3 protein-coding genes are annotated in these 21,528 nt (G+C 74.5%); all 3 read left to right on the top strand.

Going from position 1 to position 21,528, the window contains the following annotated elements; all coding sequences use genetic code 11:
- The first annotated feature begins 383 nt into the window (after nucleotides 1–383).
- Genes BKA00_RS14710 through BKA00_RS14700 form a run of 3 tightly spaced genes read left to right on the top strand, consistent with a single transcriptional unit; the run spans nucleotide 384 to nucleotide 21,522 of the window.
- A complete protein-coding gene (locus BKA00_RS14710; protein ID WP_185025442.1) occupies nucleotides 384–9,878 on the top strand; it encodes a non-ribosomal peptide synthetase in 9,495 nt (3,164 codons plus the stop codon).
- Nucleotides 9,860–17,572 (top strand): amino acid adenylation domain-containing protein, encoded by a 7,713-nt coding sequence (locus BKA00_RS14705; protein WP_338072132.1) that lies wholly within the window; start codon nucleotides 9,860–9,862, stop codon nucleotides 17,570–17,572. The genes BKA00_RS14710 and BKA00_RS14705 overlap by 19 nt, the downstream gene beginning before the upstream one ends.
- Nucleotides 17,569–21,522, top strand: coding sequence for a non-ribosomal peptide synthetase (locus BKA00_RS14700; RefSeq protein ID WP_230299091.1), 3,954 nt, complete (start codon nucleotides 17,569–17,571; stop codon nucleotides 21,520–21,522). The genes BKA00_RS14705 and BKA00_RS14700 overlap by 4 nt, the downstream gene beginning before the upstream one ends.
- The last annotated feature ends 6 nt before the right edge of the window (nucleotides 21,523–21,528 follow it).

The following is a 21,528-nucleotide window of genomic DNA, read 5'->3' as shown; positions in this document are numbered from 1 at the left end:
GGGTCCGGAACGGACCTGGCGGCCGATGATTTTGTCACTCCTGTTAGCAATGGGGCCCGGCAACTTCTGCTTTTGAGGGGATTGCGAGGCATGTGACCGGCTGGTTGACTGTGACCTCGCTACTCCTGAGTAGATCGTGGGACGAGGGCGGAAGACGGGCGAGGGCGGAAAGCGGCGGCGCTCCGTATTGGCCGGAACACAGGGCGTTGGCTCCGGGATCGCGCGGGCGATGTGCGTCCCCCGGAGGGAACCCGGGGTGAAAGGGGACGGGGAAACCCGATCATTTCTGTGGTCATTCTCTTTGGATTTCCGCCCGCCGGCGTCCTGCCGGACCCGAAACCGGGCGTGAAGCAAACCCCCTGCGACCGGGAAAGCACCGCTTGATGTCCACCGAGTACGTTCCCCTTTCGGCCGCTCAGCAGAGCGTCTGGTACGCGCAGCAGTTGGCGCCGCGGACACCGATCCACATCGCGCAGTACATCGAGATCGAGGGCCCGGTCGACCACGGGTTGTTCGACCGGGTGGCGCGCATCGCGGCCCACGAGGCGCTGGCGATGAACATCCGGATCGCCGAGCGGGACGGCCTGCCGCACCAGGTGCTCGACCCGGACGCGACGGCGACGATCCCGCTCGTGGACCTGTCCGCCGAGCCCGACCCGGACACGGCCGCGCGGGCGTGGATGCGGGCGGCGATGGCGGAGCCGCTGCCGCTGGACGCCGCGCGCCTGTACTCCACGGCCCTGCTGCGGCTCTCCCCCCGCCTGCACCGCTGGTTCATCCGCGCGCACCACATCATCCAGGACGGCTACTGCGGCCCGCTGATCGCCCATCGCGCCGCGGAGATCTACACGTCGCTGGCGGCGGGGGGCGAGTACGTCCCCGCGGAGGCCGGCGACTACCGCAGGGTCCTCGCCGAGGAGGAGGCCTACCGGGCGTCGGAGAAGTTCGAGCGGGACCGCGCCTACTGGACCGAGCGGTTCGCCGACCGGCCCGTCGCGGTGTCGCTGTCGGAGGAGACGGCCGAGCCGACCGCCGACTACCTGAGCCTGACCTCCGTGGTCCCGCCGGAGCGGACCGCCGAACTGGCGGCCGGCGCGCGCCGGCTCCGCACCGCGACGCCGGGCCTGGCGATCGCGGCGATGGCCGCGTACGTGGCGCGGATGGCCGGCACCGGGGACGTCGTCCTCGGCCTCGCCGTCACCGGCCGCACCACGCAGATCGCGCTGGACACCCCGGCGATGCTGGCGACGGTGCTGCCGCTGCGCGTGTCGGTCCGGGCCGACATGACGGTGGAGGAGCTGGTCCGCGCGGCGACGCGGGCGAGCGCCCGGGCGCTGCGCCATCAGCACTACCGGCGCGAGGACCTGCTGCGGGACCTGAAGCTGCTCGGCGAGCGCCCCCGCCTCTACGGGCCGGTCATCAACATCATGGCGTTCGACTACCGGCTGGACTTCGCGGGCCTCCCGGCGCGCATGCACGCGATCACCACGGGGCCGATCGACGACCTCTCGATCAACATCTACGACAACTTCGACGGGGCGGGCCTGCGCGTCGACTTCGAGGCGCACCCGGACCTGTACGCCGAGGACCGGGTCGCCAAGCACCTGGACCGGTACATCCGGTTCCTGGGCGCGCTCGCCGACGTCGACCCGGCCACGCCGCTGCGCGAGATCGGCCTGCTCGACGACGCGGAGCGGGCCCTCGTGCTGGAGGAGTGGAACGACACGGCGGTCCCCGCCCCGCCCGCCGTCGCCCCTGAGCTGTTCGAGGCGCAGGCCGCGCGCACCCCGGACGCCCCGGCCGTCACCCGCGGCGGCACGACCCTCACCTACCGGGAGCTGAACGAGCGCGCCAACCGCCTCGCGCGCCACCTGATCGCGCGCGGGGCCGGCGCGGAGGACCTCGTCGCCCTGGCGCTGCCGCGCGACGAGAACCTGGTCGTCGCGGCGCTGGCCGTGCTGAAGGCGGGCGCCGCCTACCAGCCGGTCGACCCGGCCTACCCCGCCGACCGCGTCGCCTACATGCTGGAGGACGCCGCCCCCGCCTGCGTCGTCACCACGCGGGACGTGGACCTGCCGCCCGGCGCCGCCCGCGTCGAGCTCGACGCGCTCGCGCTGGACGGGCTCCGCGGCGACGACGTCACCGACGCCGACCGCGTCCGGCCGCTGCGGCCCGGGAACCCGGCGTACGTCATCTACACCTCCGGGTCGACGGGGCGCCCGAAAGGCGTCGTCATCTCCCACGCCAACGTCGTGGACCTGTGCGTCAAGTCGATGGCGAGCTACGGGCCCGCCTCGACGATGGCGCGCGTGCTGTTCTCCACGTCGCTGAACTTCGACGTGTCGGTGTTCGAGTGGCTGCTGCCGCTCACCGTCGGCGGCGAGATCGAGGTCATGCGGGACCTGCTGGAGGTCGCCGAGCGCGGCGGCTGGTCCGGGACGCTGGTCAGCGGCGTGCCGTCGGCCGTGTCGGCGCTGCTGGCGCGCGGCGGCCCGCGGCTGGAGGCGGGGGACGTGGCGCTCGGCGGCGAGGCGCTGCCGCCGCGGCTCCTGCGGGACGTCCGGGCGCTGCTGCCGGAGGCCCGCATCTCCAACATCTACGGTCCCACCGAAGCGACGGTCTTCTCCACCTGGTGGGTCGACGACGGCAACCCCGACGGGGTGGCGCCGATCGGCGGCCCGATGGCCAACACCCGCGCCTACGTGCTGGACGACAGGCTGGCCCCGGTCCCGGTCGGCGTGCCCGGCGAGCTGTATCTCGCGGGTGCGGGGCTGGCTCGCGGATACCTGCGCCGCCCCGGCCTGACCGCGGACCGGTTCGTCGCGTGCCCGTTCGGCGGGCCGGGGGAGCGGATGTACCGGACGGGCGATCTCGTCCGCTGGAACGACGCCGGACACATCGAGTATCTCGGCCGCCTCGACCACCAGGTGAAGGTCCGCGGGTTCCGCATCGAGCCGGGCGAGATCGAGGCGGCGCTGTCCGCGCACCCGGCGGTGACGCAGAGCGTCGTGGTCGCGCGCCGCGACGCGGTCGGCGACACCGTCCTCGCCGGGTACGTCGTCGGCTCCGCGAGCCCGGCCGAGCTGCGGGCGTTCGTCGCCAGGACGCTGCCGGACCACATGGTGCCGTCCGCCGTCGTCGTGCTGGAGGAGATGCCGCTCACCCCGAACGGCAAGCTCGACCGCGCGGCGCTCCCGGAACCGGACTTCGCCGCGTCCCTCACCTCCCGCGGCCCCCGCGACGCCCGCGAGGAGATCCTCTGCGGGATCTTCGCCGGTGTCCTCGGCCTGGAGCGCATCGGTGTCGACGACGGGTTCTTCGACCACGGCGGCGACTCCCTCAAGGCGACCCGCGTCGTGGCCCGCGCCCGCGCCGCACTGGACGTGGAACTGCCCGTGCGGGCCCTGTTCGAGGCCCCGACCGTGGCGGGGCTCGCCGAGTACATCGCCTCCGCCGGGAACGCCGAACGCCCCGCGCTGCGGGCGATGGAGAAGCGTCCCGTCCCGCTGCCGGTGTCCTACGCGCAGGAGCGCCTCTGGTTCCTGAACCGGCTCGAAGGGCTCACCGCCACCTACAACCTGCCGATTCCGCTGCGCCTCACCGGCGCGGTCGATCCCGCGGCGATGCGGGAGGCGCTGCGCGACGTCGTCGCCCGCCACGAGCCGCTGCGCACGCTGTTCGCCGACCCCGAAGGCGAGCCGCACCAGGTGGTCCTCGCGCCGGAGGAGGCCGATCCGCGTCTGACGGTCACCGAGCCGGCGGACCTGCGCGCCGCCCTCTTCGCCGACGCCACCCGCGGCTTCGACCTGGCGAACGAGCCGCCGCTGCGCGCCCACCTGTACCGGCTCGGCGAGGACGAGCACCTGCTCCTCATCGTCCTGCACCACATCGCCGGCGACGGCTGGTCGCTGGCGCCGCTCGCCCGCGACGTCATCACCGCCTACCTGGCCCGCCGCGACGGCGGCGCCCCCGGCTGGGCGCCGCTGCCCGTCCAGTACGCCGACTACGCGCTCTGGCAGCGCGCGCTGCTCGGCGACGAGCGGGACCCGGCGAGCCTCGCCGCCCGCCAGATCGCCTACTGGAAGGACGCCCTCGCCGGGCTGCCCGACCAGATCAGGCTGCCGCACGACCGCCCCCGCCCGGAGCGCGCGTCCTACCGGGGCGGGCAGGTCGCCTTCGAGGTCCCGGCGGAGCTGGCGGACGGGCTGCGCGCCCTCGCCCGCGACCACCAGGTCAGCGTGTTCATGGTGCTGCGGGCCGGGCTCGCCGCGCTGCTCACCCGGCTCGGCGCCGGGACGGACGTGCCGATCGGCTCGCCCGTCGCGGGCCGCACGGACGAGGCGCTGGACGACCTGGTCGGCGTCTTCGTCAACACTCTGGTGCTGCGGACCGACACCTCCGGCGACCCGTCGATGGCCGAGCTGCTCGCCCGCGTCCGGGAGACCGACCTCGCCGCCCACGCCCACCAGGACGTCCCGTTCGAGCGGCTCGTCGAGGTGCTCAACCCGGCGCGGTCGCTGGCGCGGCACCCGCTGTTCCAGGTCATGCTGACCCTGCAGAACAACCCCGAGGCGTCGGTCGAGCTGCCGGGCCTGAACGTCGCCGTCGAGCCGCTGGACGCCGGGGTCGCCAAGTTCGACCTGGAGTTCCTCCTGGAGGACGCACGCGACGGCGCGGGCGGGTACGCGGGGACCCTCGAATACGCCCTCGACCTGTTCGACCGCGAGACGGCCGAGCGCCTCGCCGGCTGGTACCGGCGGACCCTGGAGGCGGCCGTCGCCTCCGGCGGCGCCGTCACCGTCGGCGCCCTCGACCTGCCCGGCGCCCCGCGGGACCTCCCGCGGGCCCCGGAGGCCGCGGCGGGGCCGGGCGAGAAGCGCCTCGTCGCGTACGTCGTCGCCGCGCCCGGCCAGACCCTCGACCCCGAGGAGCTGCGCGCCCACATCCGCGAGAGCCTGCCGGAGTCGATGGTGCCGGCCGCCGTCGTCGTCCTGGAGGAGATGCCGCTCACCCCGAACGGCAAGGTCGACACCGGGGCGCTGCCGAGGCCGGAGCTGACGATCACTCCGGCGACCGCGTACCGCGCCCCGTCGGGCGAGGCGGAGGAGGCCGTCGCCGCGGTCTTCGCCGACCTGCTCGGCGTGGAGCGGGTCGGCGCCGACGACGACTTCTTCGCGCTCGGGGGCAACTCCCTCATCGCGATGCGGGTGGTCAGCCGGGTCCGCCGCGCCCTCGACGCGGAGCTGCCCGTCCGGGCGCTGTTCGAGGCGCCGACCGTCGCCGGCCTCGCCGCCCTGCTCGGGCGCGGCGCCGCCCCCGCGCGTCCCGCGCTGGAGCCGCGCGAACGCCCCGCCGTGGTCCCGCCGTCCCCCGGCCAGCAGCGGCTCTGGTTCCTGAACCGGTTCGAGGGGCCGTCCGCCACCTACAACATGCCGGTGGCGCTGCGCATCCGCGGCCCCCTGGACGTGGACGCGCTCCGCGCCGCCGTCGGCGACCTCGTCGAGCGGCACGAGTCGCTCCGCACGGTCCTGCCCGACAGCGGGGGAGTGCCGCGCCAGCTCGTCCTGGACGCGGCCGCGGCGCGGCCCGAACTGGAGATCGCCGACACCACGGAGGCGGAGCTGCCCGCGCGGCTCGCCATGGCCGCCGGGTACGCCTTCGACATCTCCGCCGAGCCGCCGCTTCGCACCCACCTGTTCCGGGTCGGGCCGCGCGAGCACGTCGTGCTGCTGCTCATGCACCACGTCGGCGGCGACGGCTGGTCGATGGCGCCGCTGGCCCGCGACGTGGTCGTCGCCTATGCGGCGCGGGCGGAGGGCCGTGAGCCGGAGTGGTCGCCGTTGCCCGTGCAGTACGCGGACTACACGCTTTGGCAGCGTGAGTTGTTCGGTTCCGAGGATGATCCGGACAGTTTGATCTCGCGGCAGATCGCGTACTGGCGTGAGGCGCTGGCGGGGCTGCCCGAGGAGTTGCCGCTGCCCGCAGACCGGCCGCGCCCGGCGCAGGCGTCCTACCGGGGCGGGACGGCCCGGTTCCGGCTCGGCGCCGGGGTCCGCGCGGGCCTGCAGAAGATCGCGCAGGAGACCGGCGCCAGCCCGTTCATGGTCGCCCAGGCCGCGTTCGCGGCGCTGCTCACGCGGCTCGGCGCGGGGACGGACGTGCCGGTCGGCTCGCCGATCGCGGGCCGGACCGACGAGGCGCTGGACGACCTGGTCGGCATGTTCGTCAACATGCTCGTCTTCCGCACCGACACCTCGGGGGACCCGTCGTTCCGGGAGCTGGTGGGACGGGTGAAGGAGACCGGCCTCGCCGCCTACGCGCACCAGGACGTCCCGTTCGAGCGCCTCGTGGAGGTGCTGAACCCGCCCCGCCACCTGGCCCGCCACCCGCTGTTCCAGGTCGGGCTGACGTTCCAGAACAACCCGGAGGCGCGGCTGGAGATGCCCGGCTTCAGCGCCGAGCTCGAACCGCTCACCGCCGGGGTGTCCCGCTTCGACCTGCTGATGATCCTCACCGAGCGGGAGGACGGGCTCGACGGCGAGCTGGAGTACGCGCTCGACCTCTACGACCCGGCCACCGCGCGCGGTCTCGTCGAGAGGTTCGAGCGGTACCTGGAGTCGCTGCTCGCCGACCCCGACGCCCCCATCGGCGCCGCCGGCGTCCTGTCGTCGCGGGAGCGCTCGCTCGTCCTCGGCGACTGGGCGGGCGGAACGGCGCGCCCCGCGGAACGGGCCACGATTCCCGCGCTGTTCGAGGCGCAGGCCGCGGTCCGTCCGGACGCGGTGGCGGTGTCGTTCGAGGGTGTGTCGTGGACGTACGGGGAGGTGAACGCGCGGGCGAACCGTCTGGCCCGGCGGCTGGTCGAGCAGGGTGTGGGGCCTGAGCAGTTCGTGGCTTTGGCTCTGCCGCGTTCGGCGGAGCTGGTCGTGGCGATCCTCGCGGTGCTCAAGGCCGGGGCCGCCTATGTCCCGATCGACCCGGACTACCCGGAAGACCGCATCGCCTACATGGTCCAGGACGCCTACCCGGTCCTGACCCTGCGTCCAGAAGACCTCACCGATCTGGACACGGCCGGGTACGACGGCACCGACCTCGGGATCGAGATCTCTCCGGATCACCCCGCGTACGTCATCTACACGTCGGGTTCGACGGGGCGTCCGAAGGGTGTGGTGGTTCCGCATCAGAACGTGGTGCGGTTGCTGCGTTCGACCGAGGAGTGGTTCGAGTTCGGTCCGGGCGATGTGTGGACGCTGTTCCACTCCTACGCCTTCGACTTCTCGGTCTGGGAGCTGTGGGGCTCGCTGCTGTACGGCGGCAGGCTGGTCGTCGTCCCCTACCTGACGTCGCGTTCGCCGGACGACTTCCTCGATCTTCTGGAGAGGGAGCGGGTGACGGTCCTCAACCAGACGCCGTCGGCCTTCTACCAGTTGATGGCGGCCGACAAGCAGAGCCCGGGCAGGGATCTGGCCCTGCGCTACGTCGTCTTCGGCGGCGAGGCACTCGACCTGGGCCGCTTGGAGGACTGGTACTCCCGCCACGACGAGAACGCGCCGGTCCTCGTCAACATGTACGGGATCACCGAGACCACGGTTCACGTCTCGTACGTGGCACTGGACCGCGCCTACGCGGCGACCGCGCCCGGCAGTGTCATCGGCGTCGGTATCCCTGACCTGCGCGTCTATGTTCTGGACGGTCGTCTCCAGCCGGTCCCGCCGGGTGTCGCCGGGGAGCTGTACGTCGCGGGGCCCGGTCTGGCGCGCGGTTATCTGAACCGTCCCGGCCTGTCGGCGGAGCGTTTCGTCGCCGACCCGCACGGCGAGCCCGGCACCCGCATGTACCGGACGGGCGACGTGGGCCGGTGGCTGGCCGGCGGCCGTCTCGAATACCTCGGGCGCGGCGACCGGCAGGTGCAGCTGCGCGGCTTCCGGATCGAGCCGGGCGAGATCGAGTCGGCCCTGGTCCGGCACGAGGCGGTCTCGGACGCCGCTGTGATCGTCCGGGACGACCGGCTCGTCGCCTACGTGGCGGGCAGCGGCGCCGACGCCGCCGAGCTGCGCCGGTTCGTCGGCAGGGAGCTGCCGGACCACATGGTCCCGGCGGCCGTGGTGGAGCTGGACGCGCTGCCGCTGACCTCCAACGGCAAGCTCGACCGCAAGGCGCTGCCCGCCCCCGACTTCGCCGCGAAGGTGTCGTCGCGGGCGCCGCGCACGGAGCAGGAGGAGACGCTCGCGCGCCTGTTCGCCGAGGTCCTCGGGCTGGAGAGGGTCGGGATCGACGACGGGTTCTTCGATCTGGGCGGCGACTCCATCATCGCGATCCAGCTCGTCTCCCGCGCCCGCCAGTCCGGCCTGGTCATCACCCCCCGCGAGGTCTTCCAGCACCAGACCGTCGAAGAACTCGCCGCCGCCGCCCAACCGGTCGGCGAAGGCAAGGAGATCGAGGCCGAGGCGCCGGGCGCCGGGGTCGGACCCGTCCCCCTCACACCGATCATCGCCTGGCTGCGCGACCGGGTGGGCGGCGACGCGTCGCTGATCAGCGGCTTCCACCAGCCGATGCTGCTGCGCACCCCGCCGGGCCTAGGCGCGGAACGGCTGACCGCCGCGCTCCGGACGCTCCTGGACCACCACGACGTCCTGCGCCTCCGCCTGGACGCCGCCGGCGGCCGCTGGCAGCCGGTCGTCCGCCCGCCGGGCTCGGTCGACGCCGCCGACCTCGTCACCCGCGTCGACGTCGCGGGCCTGGACGGCGACAAGGTCCAGGCGGTCATCGCCGAGCAGGCCGCCGCCGCCCGCGACCGCCTCGACCCGGCCGCCGGGACGGTCGCGCAGCTCGTCTGGTTCGACGCGGACCGCGAGCAGGGGCGCCTCCTCGTCGTCCTGCACCACCTGGTCGTGGACGGCGTGACCTGGCGGATCCTGCTGCCCGACCTCGTCACCGCCTGGGCCGGGGGGGAGCTCCAGCCGGTCGGGACGTCCTTCCGCCGCTGGGCGCAGAAGCTCACCGCCGCCGAGCGGGGCGAACGGGACGTGGAGGACTGGCTCGACATCGTCGACGGCCCGCCGCAGAAGCTCGGGGACCGCCCGCTCGACCCGCGCGCGGACATCGCGGCCCGTGCCCGCTCGCTCACCCTCGACCTGCCCGCCGACGTGACCGGGCCGCTGCTCACCGACGTGCCCGCCGCGTTCCACGGGCGCGCCAACGACGTGCTGCTCACCGGCCTCGCCGTCGCCGTCGCCCAGTGGCGCAGGCGCCGCGGCGGGCGCGGCACCGGCGTGCTGGTCGACCTGGAAGGCCACGGCCGCGAGGACTCCGTGCCGGGCGTGGACGTCTCGCGCACCGCCGGCTGGTTCACCTCGATCCACCCCGTCCGGCTGGACGCGGGCGGCGCGACCGGCGGCGCGGCCGTCAAGAAGGTGAAGGAGCAGCTGCGCGCGGTCCCGGACGTCCTCGGCTACGGGCTGCTGCGCCACGTGGACGGCGACGCCGAGCTCGCCGAGGTCCCGCGGGCCCAGATCGCGTTCAACTACCTCGGCCGGGTCGCGGACGGCGGCGACGGCGGCGACTGGACGCTCGCGCCGGAGGAGCTGCCCGCCGGGGAGGACCCCCGCATGCCGATGGCGCACGCCCTGGAGGTCAACTCCGTCACCCGGGACCTGCCGGCGGGCCCGGTGCTGTCGGCCACCTGGACCTGGCCGGGCGGGCTGCTGGACTCCGCCGACGTCCGGGAGCTGGCCGAGGGCTGGTTCGCGGCGCTGCGCGGCCTCGTCGCGGACGTCGCCGGCGGCGCGGACGGCGGGTTCACCCCGTCCGACCTGCTGGTGGAGCTGGACCAGGGCGAGATCGACAAGCTGCAGACCGCGTGGAGGCAGAAGAAGTGAACCGGGGCGACCTCGAGGACATCCTGCCGCTGTCGCCGCTGCAGCAGGGCTTCTTCTTCCACGCCCTCTTCGACGCCGGCGACGGCGACGTCTACACGGCCCAGCTCGTCCTGGACCTGGAGGGCCCTCTCGACACCGCCGCGCTGCGGACCGCCGCGGCGAACCTGCTGCGCCGCCACCCCAACCTGCGCGCCGCGTTCTGGCACGAGGACCTGTCGCGGCCCGTGCAGGTCGTGCCGCGCACCGTCGAGCTGCCATGGGAGGAGGTCACCGCCGCCTCCGGCGCGGAGGCCGACGCCGTCGTGCTGCGGGAGCGGGCGCGCGGCTTCGACATGACCGCGCCGCCGCTGCTGCGGTTCGTCCTCGTCCGCACGGGCCCCGAGCGGCACCGGCTGATCTTCACCAACCACCACATCCTGCTGGACGGCTGGTCCACACCGATCATGGTGACGGAGCTGTTCCTGCTGTACATGCAGGGCGGCCACGACACGGGGATGCCGCGCGTCACCCCCTACAAGAACTACCTGGCCTGGCTCTCCCGGCAGGACCGCGCCGCCGCCGAGGACGCCTGGCGCCGCGCCCTCGACGGCGTGGAGGAGCCCACGCTCGTCGCTCCCGCGGCCGCCGCCCGCGCGCCCGAACGCCCCGAGCGCACGGTCACCGGGCTGGACGAGCGCACCACCCGCCGCCTCACCCGCGCCGCCCGCCGCCACGGCGTCACGCTCAGCACCGTCCTCCAGGGCGCCTGGGGGCTCGTCCTCGGACGGCTCCTCGGCACGGACGACGTGGTGTTCGGCGCGACCGTGTCCGGCCGTCCCCCCGAGCTGCCCGGCATCGAGCAGATGATCGGGCTGTTCATCAACACGCTGCCGGTCCGTGTCCGGTACCGGCTGGACGAGCCGCTCGGCGCGCTGATGGAGCGGCTCCAGGACGAGCAGACCGAACTGCTCGCCCACCACCACCTCGGCCTCACCGACATCCAGCGGGCCGCGGGCCACGGCGGCGCGCTGTTCGACACGATGACGGTGCTGGAGAACTACCCGTTCGACCCGTCCTCGATGGACGCCTCCCTCAACGGCGTCCGCATCGCCGCGGCCGACTCCTACGACGCCACCCACTTCCCCCTGTCGTTCGTCGCCGTCCCGGGCGAGAGCCTCTCGCTCCGCCTGCACTACCGGCCCGACGTCTTCGAGGCGCCCGCCGTCGAGGCGCTGCTCGCGCGCGTCCGCCGCTTCCTGGAGGCGTTCGCCGAGGACGCGGACCAGGCGATCGGCGCGGTGGACCTCGCGGACGACGCCGAACGGGCGGACCTCACCGCGTGGAACGACACCGCCGCCGCCGCTCCCTCCGGCACCCTCCCGGCCCTGTTCGAGGCCCAGGCCGCCCGCACCCCGGACGGGACCGCCCTCGTCTGCGGAGGCGCCCGGCTGACCTACGCCGACCTGAACGCGCGCGCCAACCGCCTCGCCCACGAGCTGATCGCCCGGGGCGTCGGCCCCGAGGACCGCGTCGCGCTCGTCCTGCCGCGCACCCCCGAGATCGTCGTCGCGATCCTCGGCGTCCTGAAGGCGGGCGCCGCGTACGTGCCCGTCGACCCCGAGTACCCGGCCGACCGCGTCGCCTCCACGCTGGACGACTGCCGCCCGGCGCTGACCATCACCGCCGGCGACCTCCCGGACGCCGCCGGGCGGCCCTCCCACGACCCCGCCGACGGGGAGCGGGTCCGCGGCCTCCGGGCGGACAACGCCGCCTACGTCATCTACACCTCGGGCTCCACCGGTCGCCCCAAGGGCGTGACCGTCCCGCACGCGGGCGTGCTCAACTACTTCGAGGCCCACCGCGACGCGTTCATCGACCCGGTGGTCGAGGCCGCGGGCGGCCGCCGGATGCGGTTCGCCCACCTGGCGTCGTTCTCGTTCGACACGTCCTGGATGGGCCTGCTGTGGATGATGTACGGCCACGAGCTGCACCTCATCGACGACGAGACCCGCCGCGACGTGGAGGCCTACACCGCTTACGTGGCGCGCGCGCGAATCGACCTGGTGAACACCACCCCGTCGCACTTCGCCTCGCTCCGCGAGGCGGGCCTGCTGGACGCCGACGGCCGTCACGTGCCCTCGCAGCTCCTGCTCGGCGGCGAGGCGATCAGTGAGAGCCTGTGGACGGAGCTGCGCTCCGTCCCCGGCCTCACCGCGCGCAACTTCTACGGGCCCACCGAGTCGACCGTCGACACCATGAACGCGGTGGTCGCCGCCGGCGACCGCCCGACCGTCGGCGCCCCGCAGAGGGGCACCCGGGCCTACGTGCTCGACCGCGCGCTCCAGCCGGTCCCGGCCGGCCTCCCCGGCGAGCTGTACCTCGCGGGCGCCCAGCTCGCGCGCGGCTACCACGACCGGCCCGGCCTGTCCGCCGAGCGGTTCGTCGCCGACCCGTTCGGCGCGCCCGGCGAGCGCATGTACCGCACCGGAGACCTCGCCCGGTGGCGGCCGGACGGGACGGTCGAGTACGTCGGCCGCGCCGACGACCAGGTGAAGATCCGCGGCTTCCGGGTGGAGCCCGGCGAGATCGAGAACGTCCTCGCCGGATGCCCCGGCGTCGCGCGGGCCGCCGTCGTCGTGCGCGAGGACCGTCCGGGCGACCGGCGCCTCGCCGCCTACCTCGTCGGGTCCGGCGTCGACTCCGCCGCCGTCCGGCGGTACGCCGCCGAGCGGCTGCCCGACCACATGGTCCCCTCGTTCACCGTCCTGGACGCGCTGCCGCTCACCGTGAACGGCAAGCTCGACCGGGCCGCGCTGCCCGCGCCCGACGCGGGCGCCGCCGCGGGCCGCGCGCCGCGCACCCCGCGGGAGGAGATCCTCTGCGGCCTGTTCGCCGAGATCCTCGGCGTGCCGAGGGTCGGCGCGGACGACGGCTTCTTCGACCTCGGCGGCGACTCGCTCACCGCGACGCGCCTCGTCAGCCGGATCCGCTCCGCGCTCGGCGCCGAACTGCCCGTCCGCGCGCTGTTCGAGGCGCCGACTCCGGCGGGCCTGGCCGAACGGCTCGCCGAGGCGGAGGGGGACCCGCGCCCGCCTCTGGCACGGTCCGAGCGTCCGGACGTCGTCCCGCTGTCGTACGCGCAGCAGCGGCTCTGGTTCCTCAACCGGTTCGAGGGCGCCCCCGCGACGTTCAACATGCCGATCGCGCTGCGCCTGGACGGGGACCTCGACCTCGCCGCGCTGCGCGCCGCGCTGGCCGACGTCGCGGCGCGCCACGAGCCGCTCCGCACGATCTTCCCCGACGGGTCGGGGACCGCCCGGCAGCTCGTCCTCGACCCCGCCGACGCCCGCCCCCGCCTCGACGCCGCGGAGGTGGAGGAGAGCGCGCTGCCGGCGGCACTGGCCGCGACGGTCGGGCAGGGCTTCGACCTGTCGGTGGAGCCGCCGCTGCGCGCCCGCCTGTTCGCGCTCGGCGGCGGCACGCACGTCCTCATGCTCGTCCTGCACCACATCGCGGCGGACGGCTGGTCGATGGCGCCGCTGGCCCGCGACGTGGTCGTCGCCTATGCGGCGCGGGCGGAGGGCCGTGAGCCGGAGTGGTCGCCGTTGCCCGTGCAGTACGCGGACTACACGCTTTGGCAGCGTGAGTTGTTCGGTTCCGAGGATGATCCGGACAGTTTGATCTCGCGGCAGATCGCGTACTGGCGTGAGGCGCTGGCGGGGCTGCCCGAGGAGTTGCCGCTGCCCGCAGACCGGCCGCGCCCGGCGCAGGCGTCCTACCGGGGCGGCACGCACGCCTTCGAGCTGGACGCCGAACTCCACGCCGACCTCCTGGCCCTCGCCCGGCAGAGCGGCGCGACCCTCTTCATGGTCATGCAGGCCGCGTTCGCGGCGCTGCTCACGCGGCTCGGCGCGGGGACGGACGTGCCGGTCGGCTCGCCGATCGCGGGCCGGACCGACGAGGCGCTGGACGACCTGGTCGGCATGTTCGTCAACATGCTCGTCTTCCGCACCGACACCTCGGGGGACCCGTCGTTCCGGGAGCTGGTGGGACGGGTGAAGGACACCGACCTCGCCGCCTACGCCCACCAGGACCTGCCCTTCGAGCGGCTCGTCGAGGTGCTCAACCCGCCCCGGTCGATGGCGCGGCATCCGCTGTTCCAGGTCGTCCTGTCGTTCCAGAACAACCCCGAGGCGCGGCTCGAACTGGACGGCCTGACCGGCGGCGCCGAGCCCCTGGCGGCGGGCGCCGCAAAGTACGACCTGTCCCTCTACCTGGAGGAGCGGCACGCCGGCGACGGCGCGCCCGGCGGCATCGAGGCCGGTCTCGAATACGCCCTCGACCTCTTCGACCCCGCCACCGCCGAGGCGATCGCCCGCCGGTTCGAGCGCCTCGTCCGCGAACTGGCCGCCGACCCCGACGCGCCCATCACCACCGCCGAGATCCTCGACCGCGGCGAGCGGCGCACGCTGCTGCGCCGCTGGGCGGGCGGCAAGGACGGCGACGTTCCGCGCACGACGATCCCCGCGCTGTTCGAGGCGCAGGCCGCGGTCCGTCCGGACGCGGTGGCGGTGTCGTTCGAGGGTGTGTCGTGGACGTACGGGGAGGTGAACGCGCGGGCGAACGGTCTGGCCCGGCGGCTGGTCGAGCAGGGTGTGGGGCCTGAGCAGTTCGTGGCTTTGGCTCTGCCGCGCTCGGCCGACCTGGTCGTGGCGATCCTCGCGGTGCTCAAGGCCGGGGCGGCTTACGTTCCGATCGACCCGGACTACCCGGAAGACCGCATCGCCTACATGGTCGAAGACGCCCGTCCTGTCGTGACCCTGCGTCCGGAGGACCTGGAGGGGCTGGACGACCCGGACCTTCCCGCGACCGACCTCGGCGTCGCCATCGACCCCGGCCATCCGGCCTATGTCATCTACACGTCGGGTTCGACGGGGCGTCCGAAGGGTGTGGTGGTTCCGCATCAGAACGTGGTGCGGTTGCTGCGTTCGACCGAGGAGTGGTTCGAGTTCGGTCCGGGCGATGTGTGGACGCTGTTCCACTCCTACGCCTTCGACTTCTCGGTCTGGGAGCTGTGGGGCTCGCTGCTGTACGGCGGCAGGCTGGTCGTCGTCCCCTATCTGACGTCGCGTTCGCCCGAGGACTTCCTCGACCTGCTCGCCGCCGAGAAGGTCACCGTCCTCAACCAGACGCCGTCGGCCTTCTACCAGTTGATGGCGGCCGACAAGCAGAGCCCGGGCAGGGACCTGGCCCTGCGCTACATCGTCTTCGGCGGCGAGGCACTCGACCTGGGCCGTCTGGAGGACTGGTACTCCCGCCACGACGAGAACGCGCCGGTCCTCGTCAACATGTACGGGATCACCGAGACGACCGTGCACGTCTCCCACCTCGCCCTCGACCCCGTGCACGCGGCCACGGCGGCGGGGAGCCTCATCGGCGTCGGTATCCCTGACCTGCGCGTCTATGTTCTGGACGGTCGTCTCCAGCCGGTCCCGCCGGGTGTCGCCGGGGAGCTGTACGTCGCGGGGCCCGGTCTGGCGCGCGGTTATCTGAACCGTCCCGGCCTGTCGGCGGAGCGTTTCGTCGCCGACCCGCACGGCGAGCCCGGCACCCGCATGTACCGGACGGGCGACCTCGGCCGCTGGCGCCCCGACGGGACCCTCGACTACCTCGGCCGGGGCGACCAGCAGGTGCAGCTGCGCGGCTTCCGGATCGAGCCGGGCGAGATCCAGGCCGTCCTGACCAGGCACGAGGACGTCAGCGACGCCGCCGTCGTGGTCCGCGACGACCGCCTCATCGCCTACGTCGTCGCGTCCGGCGCCGACACCGCCGAACTGCGCCGCTTCGCCGCGAGGTTCCTGCCGGACCACATGGTCCCGGCGGCCGTGGTGGAACTGGACGCGCTGCCGCTGACCTCCAACGGCAAGCTCGACCGCAAGGCGCTGCCCGCCCCCGACTTCGCCGCGAAGGTGTCGTCGCGGGCGCCGCGCACGGAGCAGGAGGAGACGCTCGCGCGCCTGTTCGCCGAGGTCCTCGGGCTGGAGAGGGTCGGGATCGACGACGGGTTCTTCGATCTGGGCGGCGACTCCATCATCGCGATCCAGCTCGTCTCCCGCGCCCGCCAGTCCGGCCTGGTCATCACCCCCCGCGAGGTCTTCCAGCACCAGACCGTCGAAGAACTCGCCGCCGCCGCCCAACCGGTCGGCGAGGGCGGAAGGACCGAAGCGGAGGCGCCGGGCGCGGGCATCGGCCGCGTCCCCGCCACCCCGATCATGCGCTGGTTCCAGGAGCTGCACGGCCCCGTCGGCGGCTACAGCCAGCGCATGCTGCTCCAGGTCCCGCCGGGCCTCGGCACGGAGCGGCTGACCGCCGCGCTCCAGACGCTCCTGGACCACCACGACATGCTCCGGCTGCGCGTGACCGGCGACGAGTTCGAGGTCACCGAGCCCGGCACCGTCGACGCCGCGCCCCTCGTCCGCCGCGTGGACGTCGCCGGCCTCGATGCCGCGGACCTGCGCGCCGTGCTCGCCGCCGAGGCCGAGGCCGCCCGCCGCGCCCTCGACCCGGCCGCCGGGACCATGGCGCGGCTCGTCTGGTTCGACGCAGGCCCCGCCGCGTCCGGGCGCCTCCTGCTCACCGTCCACCACCTGGCCGTGGACGGCGTCTCGTGGCGGATCCTGCTGCCCGACCTCGTCACCGCCTGGGCCGGGGGAGGCCTCGACCCCGTCCCGACCTCGTTCCGCCGCTGGGCGCAGCGCCTCGCCGCCGAGGCGTCCGACCCCGCCCGCACGGCGGAGCTGCCGCTCTGGGAGGACGTCCTCGCCACCCCCGACCCCGTTCTCGGCGCCCGCCCGCCGGACCCGGCCGCCGACACCTTCGGGACCGCCCGGCACCTCACCCTCGACCTGCCCGCCGACGTGACCGGGCCGCTGCTCACCGACGTGCCCGCCGCGTTCCACGGGCGCGCCAACGACGTGCTGCTCACCGGCCTCGCCCTCGCCGTCGCCGAATGGCGGCGCGACCGCGGCACGTCCGAGGACACGGCGGTCCTCATCGACCTTGAGGGGCACGGCCGCGAGGAGATCGTCCCCGGCGTCGACCTGTCCCGCACCGCCGGCTGGTTCACCTCGATCTACCCGGTGCGCCTGGACGCCGGCCTGGTCGAGCCCGCCGACGTCCGCGAGGGCGGCCAGGCCGTGGGCACCGCCCTCAAGCGGGTCAAGGAGCAGCTCCGCGAGATCCCCGACAACGGCATCGGGTACGGGCTGCTCCGCCACCTCAACCCCGCGACCGGCGAGCGGCTGCGCGGCCGCCCGCAGATCGCGTTCAACTACCTCGGGCGCTCCGCCGCGCCCGAGGCCACCGACTGGGGACCGGCCTGCCAGGCCGACGGCGACGCCCTCGGCGGCGGCCAGGACGCCGCGCTCGGCCTCGTCCACGCCGTCGAGGTCAACGCGCACACCCGCGACCTGCCCGGCGGCCCCGAGCTGTCCGCGACGTGGACATGGGCCGGCGCCCTGTTCGACGACGCCGCGATCGAGGACCTCGCCGGCCGCTGGTACGCGGCGCTGCGCGGTCTCGTCGCGCACGTCGGCGGCGCCGCCGAAGGCCCCGTCGGCGGGTTCACCCCGTCGGACCTTTCCCTGGTCGACGTCAGCCAGGACGAGATCGACGAGCTCGCCGCCGAGCTCGACGGCGAATGGGAGACGGAGTGAGCAGGTCGCAGCTCGAGGACATCCTCCCGCTCTCCCCGCTGCAGGAGGGGCTGTTCTTCCACGCCCTCTACGACTCGGGCCACGACGTCTACACCGCGCAGATCGTGTTCGACCTGCGCGGCCCGCTGGACGCGGACGCGCTGAAGGCCGCCGCGGCGACCCTGCTGCGCAGGCACGCGAACCTGCGGGCCGGGTTCCGGCAGCGCAAGGAGGGCTCCCCGGTCCAGGTCGTCCACCGCACGGTGCGGCTGCCGTGGCAGGACGAGGACCTGTCCGCCCTCCCCGAACCCGAACGCGAGGCCAGGGCCCGCGAACTGGCCGCCGCCGAACGCGCCCGCCCGTTCGACATGGCGAGGCCGCCGCTGCTGCGCTTCATGCTCATCAGGCTGGCGGACGGCCTGCACCGCATGGTCTTCACCAACCACCACATCCTGCTGGACGGCTGGTCCACGCCCGTCCTGCAGACCGAGCTGTTCGCGCTGTACCTCGCCGGGGGCGACGACGCCGGCATGCCGCGCGTCGCCCCGTACAAGAACTATCTGGCCTGGCTCGCCGCGCAGGACCGCCCCGCCGCCGAGGACGCCTGGCGCCGCGCCCTCGACGGCGTCCACGAGCCCACGCTCGTCGCGCCCGGCGCGCCCGAGCCGGACCTCGGCGGCGGCACGCCCGGACGCGTCCGGACCCTCCTCACCGAGGACCTCACCTCCGCGCTCAACACGCGCGCCCGCGCCCAGGGCGTCACCCTGAACACGGTCGTGCAGCTCGCCTGGGCGGCGCTGATCGGCGGCCTCACCGGCTCGGACGACGTCGTGTTCGGCGCCGCCGTGTCGGGCCGCCCGCCCGAGCTCCCCGGCGTCGAGCAGATGATCGGCCTGTTCATCAACACGCTGCCGATCCGCGTCCGCGTCCGCCCCGCCGACACCGTCGCCGAGGCGCTCACCCGCCTCCAGGACGAGCAGGCCGCGCTGATGCCGCACCACCACCTCGGCCTGGCCGACATCCAGCGCCTCACCGGCACCGGGACGCTGTTCGACACGATGACCGTCCTGGAGAACTACCCGTTCGACCCGGACGCCGCCGGCGCCGACCTCGGCGGGCTGACCCTCCGCGACGTGGACGGGTACGACGCCACCCACTACCCGCTGACGTTCGCCGCCGTCCCCGGCCGCCGCCTGTCCCTGCGCATCGACCACCGCCCCGACCTGTTCGGCCGGGACGACGCCGAGCGGCTGATGCGGCGCCTCCTGCGCATCCTGGACGCCGTCGCGCACCGGCCGAACCTGCCGCTCGGCCGCGTCCGCGTCCTGGACGACGAGGAATGCGCCGACGTCCTGCGGAACTGGCAGGGCGCCGGGACGGGCCGCGCCCCCGGCACCCTCACCGGCGGGTTCGCCGCGCAGTGCGCGAAGACCCCGGACGCGACCGCCCTCCGCGCCGCCGGCGAGTCGACCACCTACGCCGAACTGGACGCGCGCGCGAACCGGCTGGCGCACCGGCTGGTCGAGCTGGGCGTCCGACCGGAGACGTGCGTCGCCCTCCTGCTCGAACGGTCCGCCGACGTCGCCGTCGCGTCCCTGGCGGTCCTCAAGGCGGGCGGCGCCTACGCGCCCGTCCACCCCGGGCAGCCGCCGGAGCGGATCGCGTGGGCGATCGGCGAGGTCGGCGCGCCCGTCCTGGTCGTCGACGGCGCCATGCGCGACCGCGCCGCCGCCCTCGGCACCGCCGCGCGGATCGTCGCCGTGGACGCCCCGGACCTCGCCGGCGCCCCGGACACCGACCCGGGCGTTCCGTGCCTGCCGGACCAGCTCGCCTTCGTCTTCTTCACCTCCGGCTCCACCGGCCTGCCGAAGGGCGTCATGGTGACGCACCGCGACGCCGTCGCCCTCGCCACCGACGGCCGGCTCCGGGGCGGCGCCCACGACCGGGTCCTCGTCCACTCCTCGCACGCGTTCGACGCGTCGACCTACGAGCTGTGGACGCCGCTGCTGAACGGCGGCACGGCCGTCATCGCGCCCCCCGGCCACCTGGACGCCGCCGCGCTGCAGGAGGTCATCGAGACCGAGGACGTCACCGCCGCCTTCCTCACCACCACCCTGTTCAACCTCGTCGGCGAGGAGCGCCCGCACACCTTCGCCCGGCTCCGCGAGGTGCTGACCGGCGGGGAGGCCGGGTCGCCCGCCGCGATGCGCAAGGTCCTCGCCGCCTGCCCGGACACCGAGGTCGTCCACGTGTACGGGCCCACCGAGGCCACCACGTACACGACCGCCGCGCCGCTGCGCGGGCCCCTCTCCGACCCGGCGGAGCGCACGCCGGTCCTCGGCCGGCCCTGCGACGACATGCGCGTCTACGTGCTCGACCAGGGCCTGCGCCCCGTCCCGCCCGGCGTCGTCGGCGAGGCCTACCTCGCGGGCGCCGGCGTCGCCCGCGGCTACCTGCGGCGGCCCGCGCTCACCGCCGGGCGGTTCGTCGCCGACCCGTTCGGCGCGCCCGGGGACCGCATGTACCGGACCGGCGACCTCATGCGGTGGCGGCCCGACGGGAACCTGGAGTACGTCGACCGCGCCGACCTCCAGGTCAAGATCCGCGGATTCCGGATCGAGCTGGGCGAGGTCGAGGCGGCGATCGCCGCGCACCCGGACGTCGCCAACGTCGCCGTCGTCGCCCGGGAGGAGGCGCCCGGCGCCAAGGCCCTCGTCGCCTACGTCATCGCGCCGGCCCTGGCCGCCCGGGAGGACGCGGCCCCCGGAACCGCCGGCGAGGGGCGTCCGGTGGACGGCCTGCGCGAGTTCGTCCGGGCGAGGCTGCCGGAGTACATGGTGCCCGCCGCGTTCGTCCGGCTGGACACGTTCCCCGTCGGCCCGACCGGCAAGCTCGACCGGCGCGCCCTGCCCGCCCCCGACTACGCCGCCGCCGGCGGCCGCGACCCGCGCACCCCGGAGGAGGAGCGGCTGTGCGGGATCGTCGCCGACGTCCTCGGCCTCGACCGGGTCGCCGCCGACGTCAGCTTCTTCGACCTCGGCGGCGACAGCATCGCCGCGCTGAAGCTCGCCAACCGCGCCCGGCAGGCCGGCGTCGAGTTGACGCCCCGCGACGTGTTCACCCACCAGACCGTCGAGGCGCTCGCCAGGGCCGGCGACCCGGGCGACCGCATCGGCTTCGAGGTGCTGCTCGCGATCCGGACGTCCGGGTCCCGCCCGCCGGTGTTCTTCGTCCACCCGGCCGGCGGCCTCGCCTGGCCCTACCTGCAGTTCCAGCGGCACCTCGGGCCCGACCAGCCGGTCTACGGGCTGCAGGCCCGCGCGTTCACGCGGTCCGACCTGCCGGAGTCCGTGGCGGAGATGGCCGGCGACTACCTGGAGCAGATCAGGTCGGTGCGGCCGTCCGGGCCCTACCACCTCGTGGGCTGGTCGCTCGGCGGGCTCGTCGCCTACGAGATGGCCGTACGGCTCCAGGCCGAGGGCGAGACCGTCGGGCTGCTCGCGCTCATCGACTCCTACCACGGCCAGGACCTCGCGGGGGACGAGCGGGAGATCCTGCCCGAGCTGCTGCAGGGCATCGGCGTCGACGCCAGGGCGATCGCCCCGGACGGCAACCCCGACATGGAGCAGATCATGGGGATCCTCGCCGCCCGCGACGACGCCCTCGCCACCCTCGGCGAGGACGACCTCGTCAACGTCTACCGCAACTACGAGAACGGGCTCCGGCAGGCCGGGGAGTACCGGCCGGGACGGTTCCGCGGCGACGTGGTGTTCTTCACCGCCCTGCGGGGCCGCACCGGGGAGGCGCCCACCGGGCGGTCCAACTGGGGCCCGCTCGTGGAGGGCGAGATCGAGGACTACCCGGTCGACGCCGAGCACCACCTGCTCCTGGACCCCGGCCCGGCCGCCGAGATGGGCGCCGTCCTGGCGGTCAAGCTCGACAAACTTCACAGCGGAACGCGCGACCACTGAAGCCGG

It is taken from the genome of Actinomadura coerulea (genome assembly GCF_014208105.1).
Lineage (GTDB): Bacteria > Actinomycetota > Actinomycetes > Streptosporangiales > Streptosporangiaceae > Spirillospora > Spirillospora coerulea.
Note: the sequence above shows the minus strand (reverse complement) of the source record. Positions and strands in the feature narration are given on the sequence as shown.

What these genes read in the sequence shown, in the direction of transcription:
- BKA00_RS14710 (WP_185025442.1), top strand. Translation starts at nt 384, where the DNA reads ATGTCCACCGAGTACGTTCCCCTTTCGGCCGCTCAGCAGAGCGTCTGG.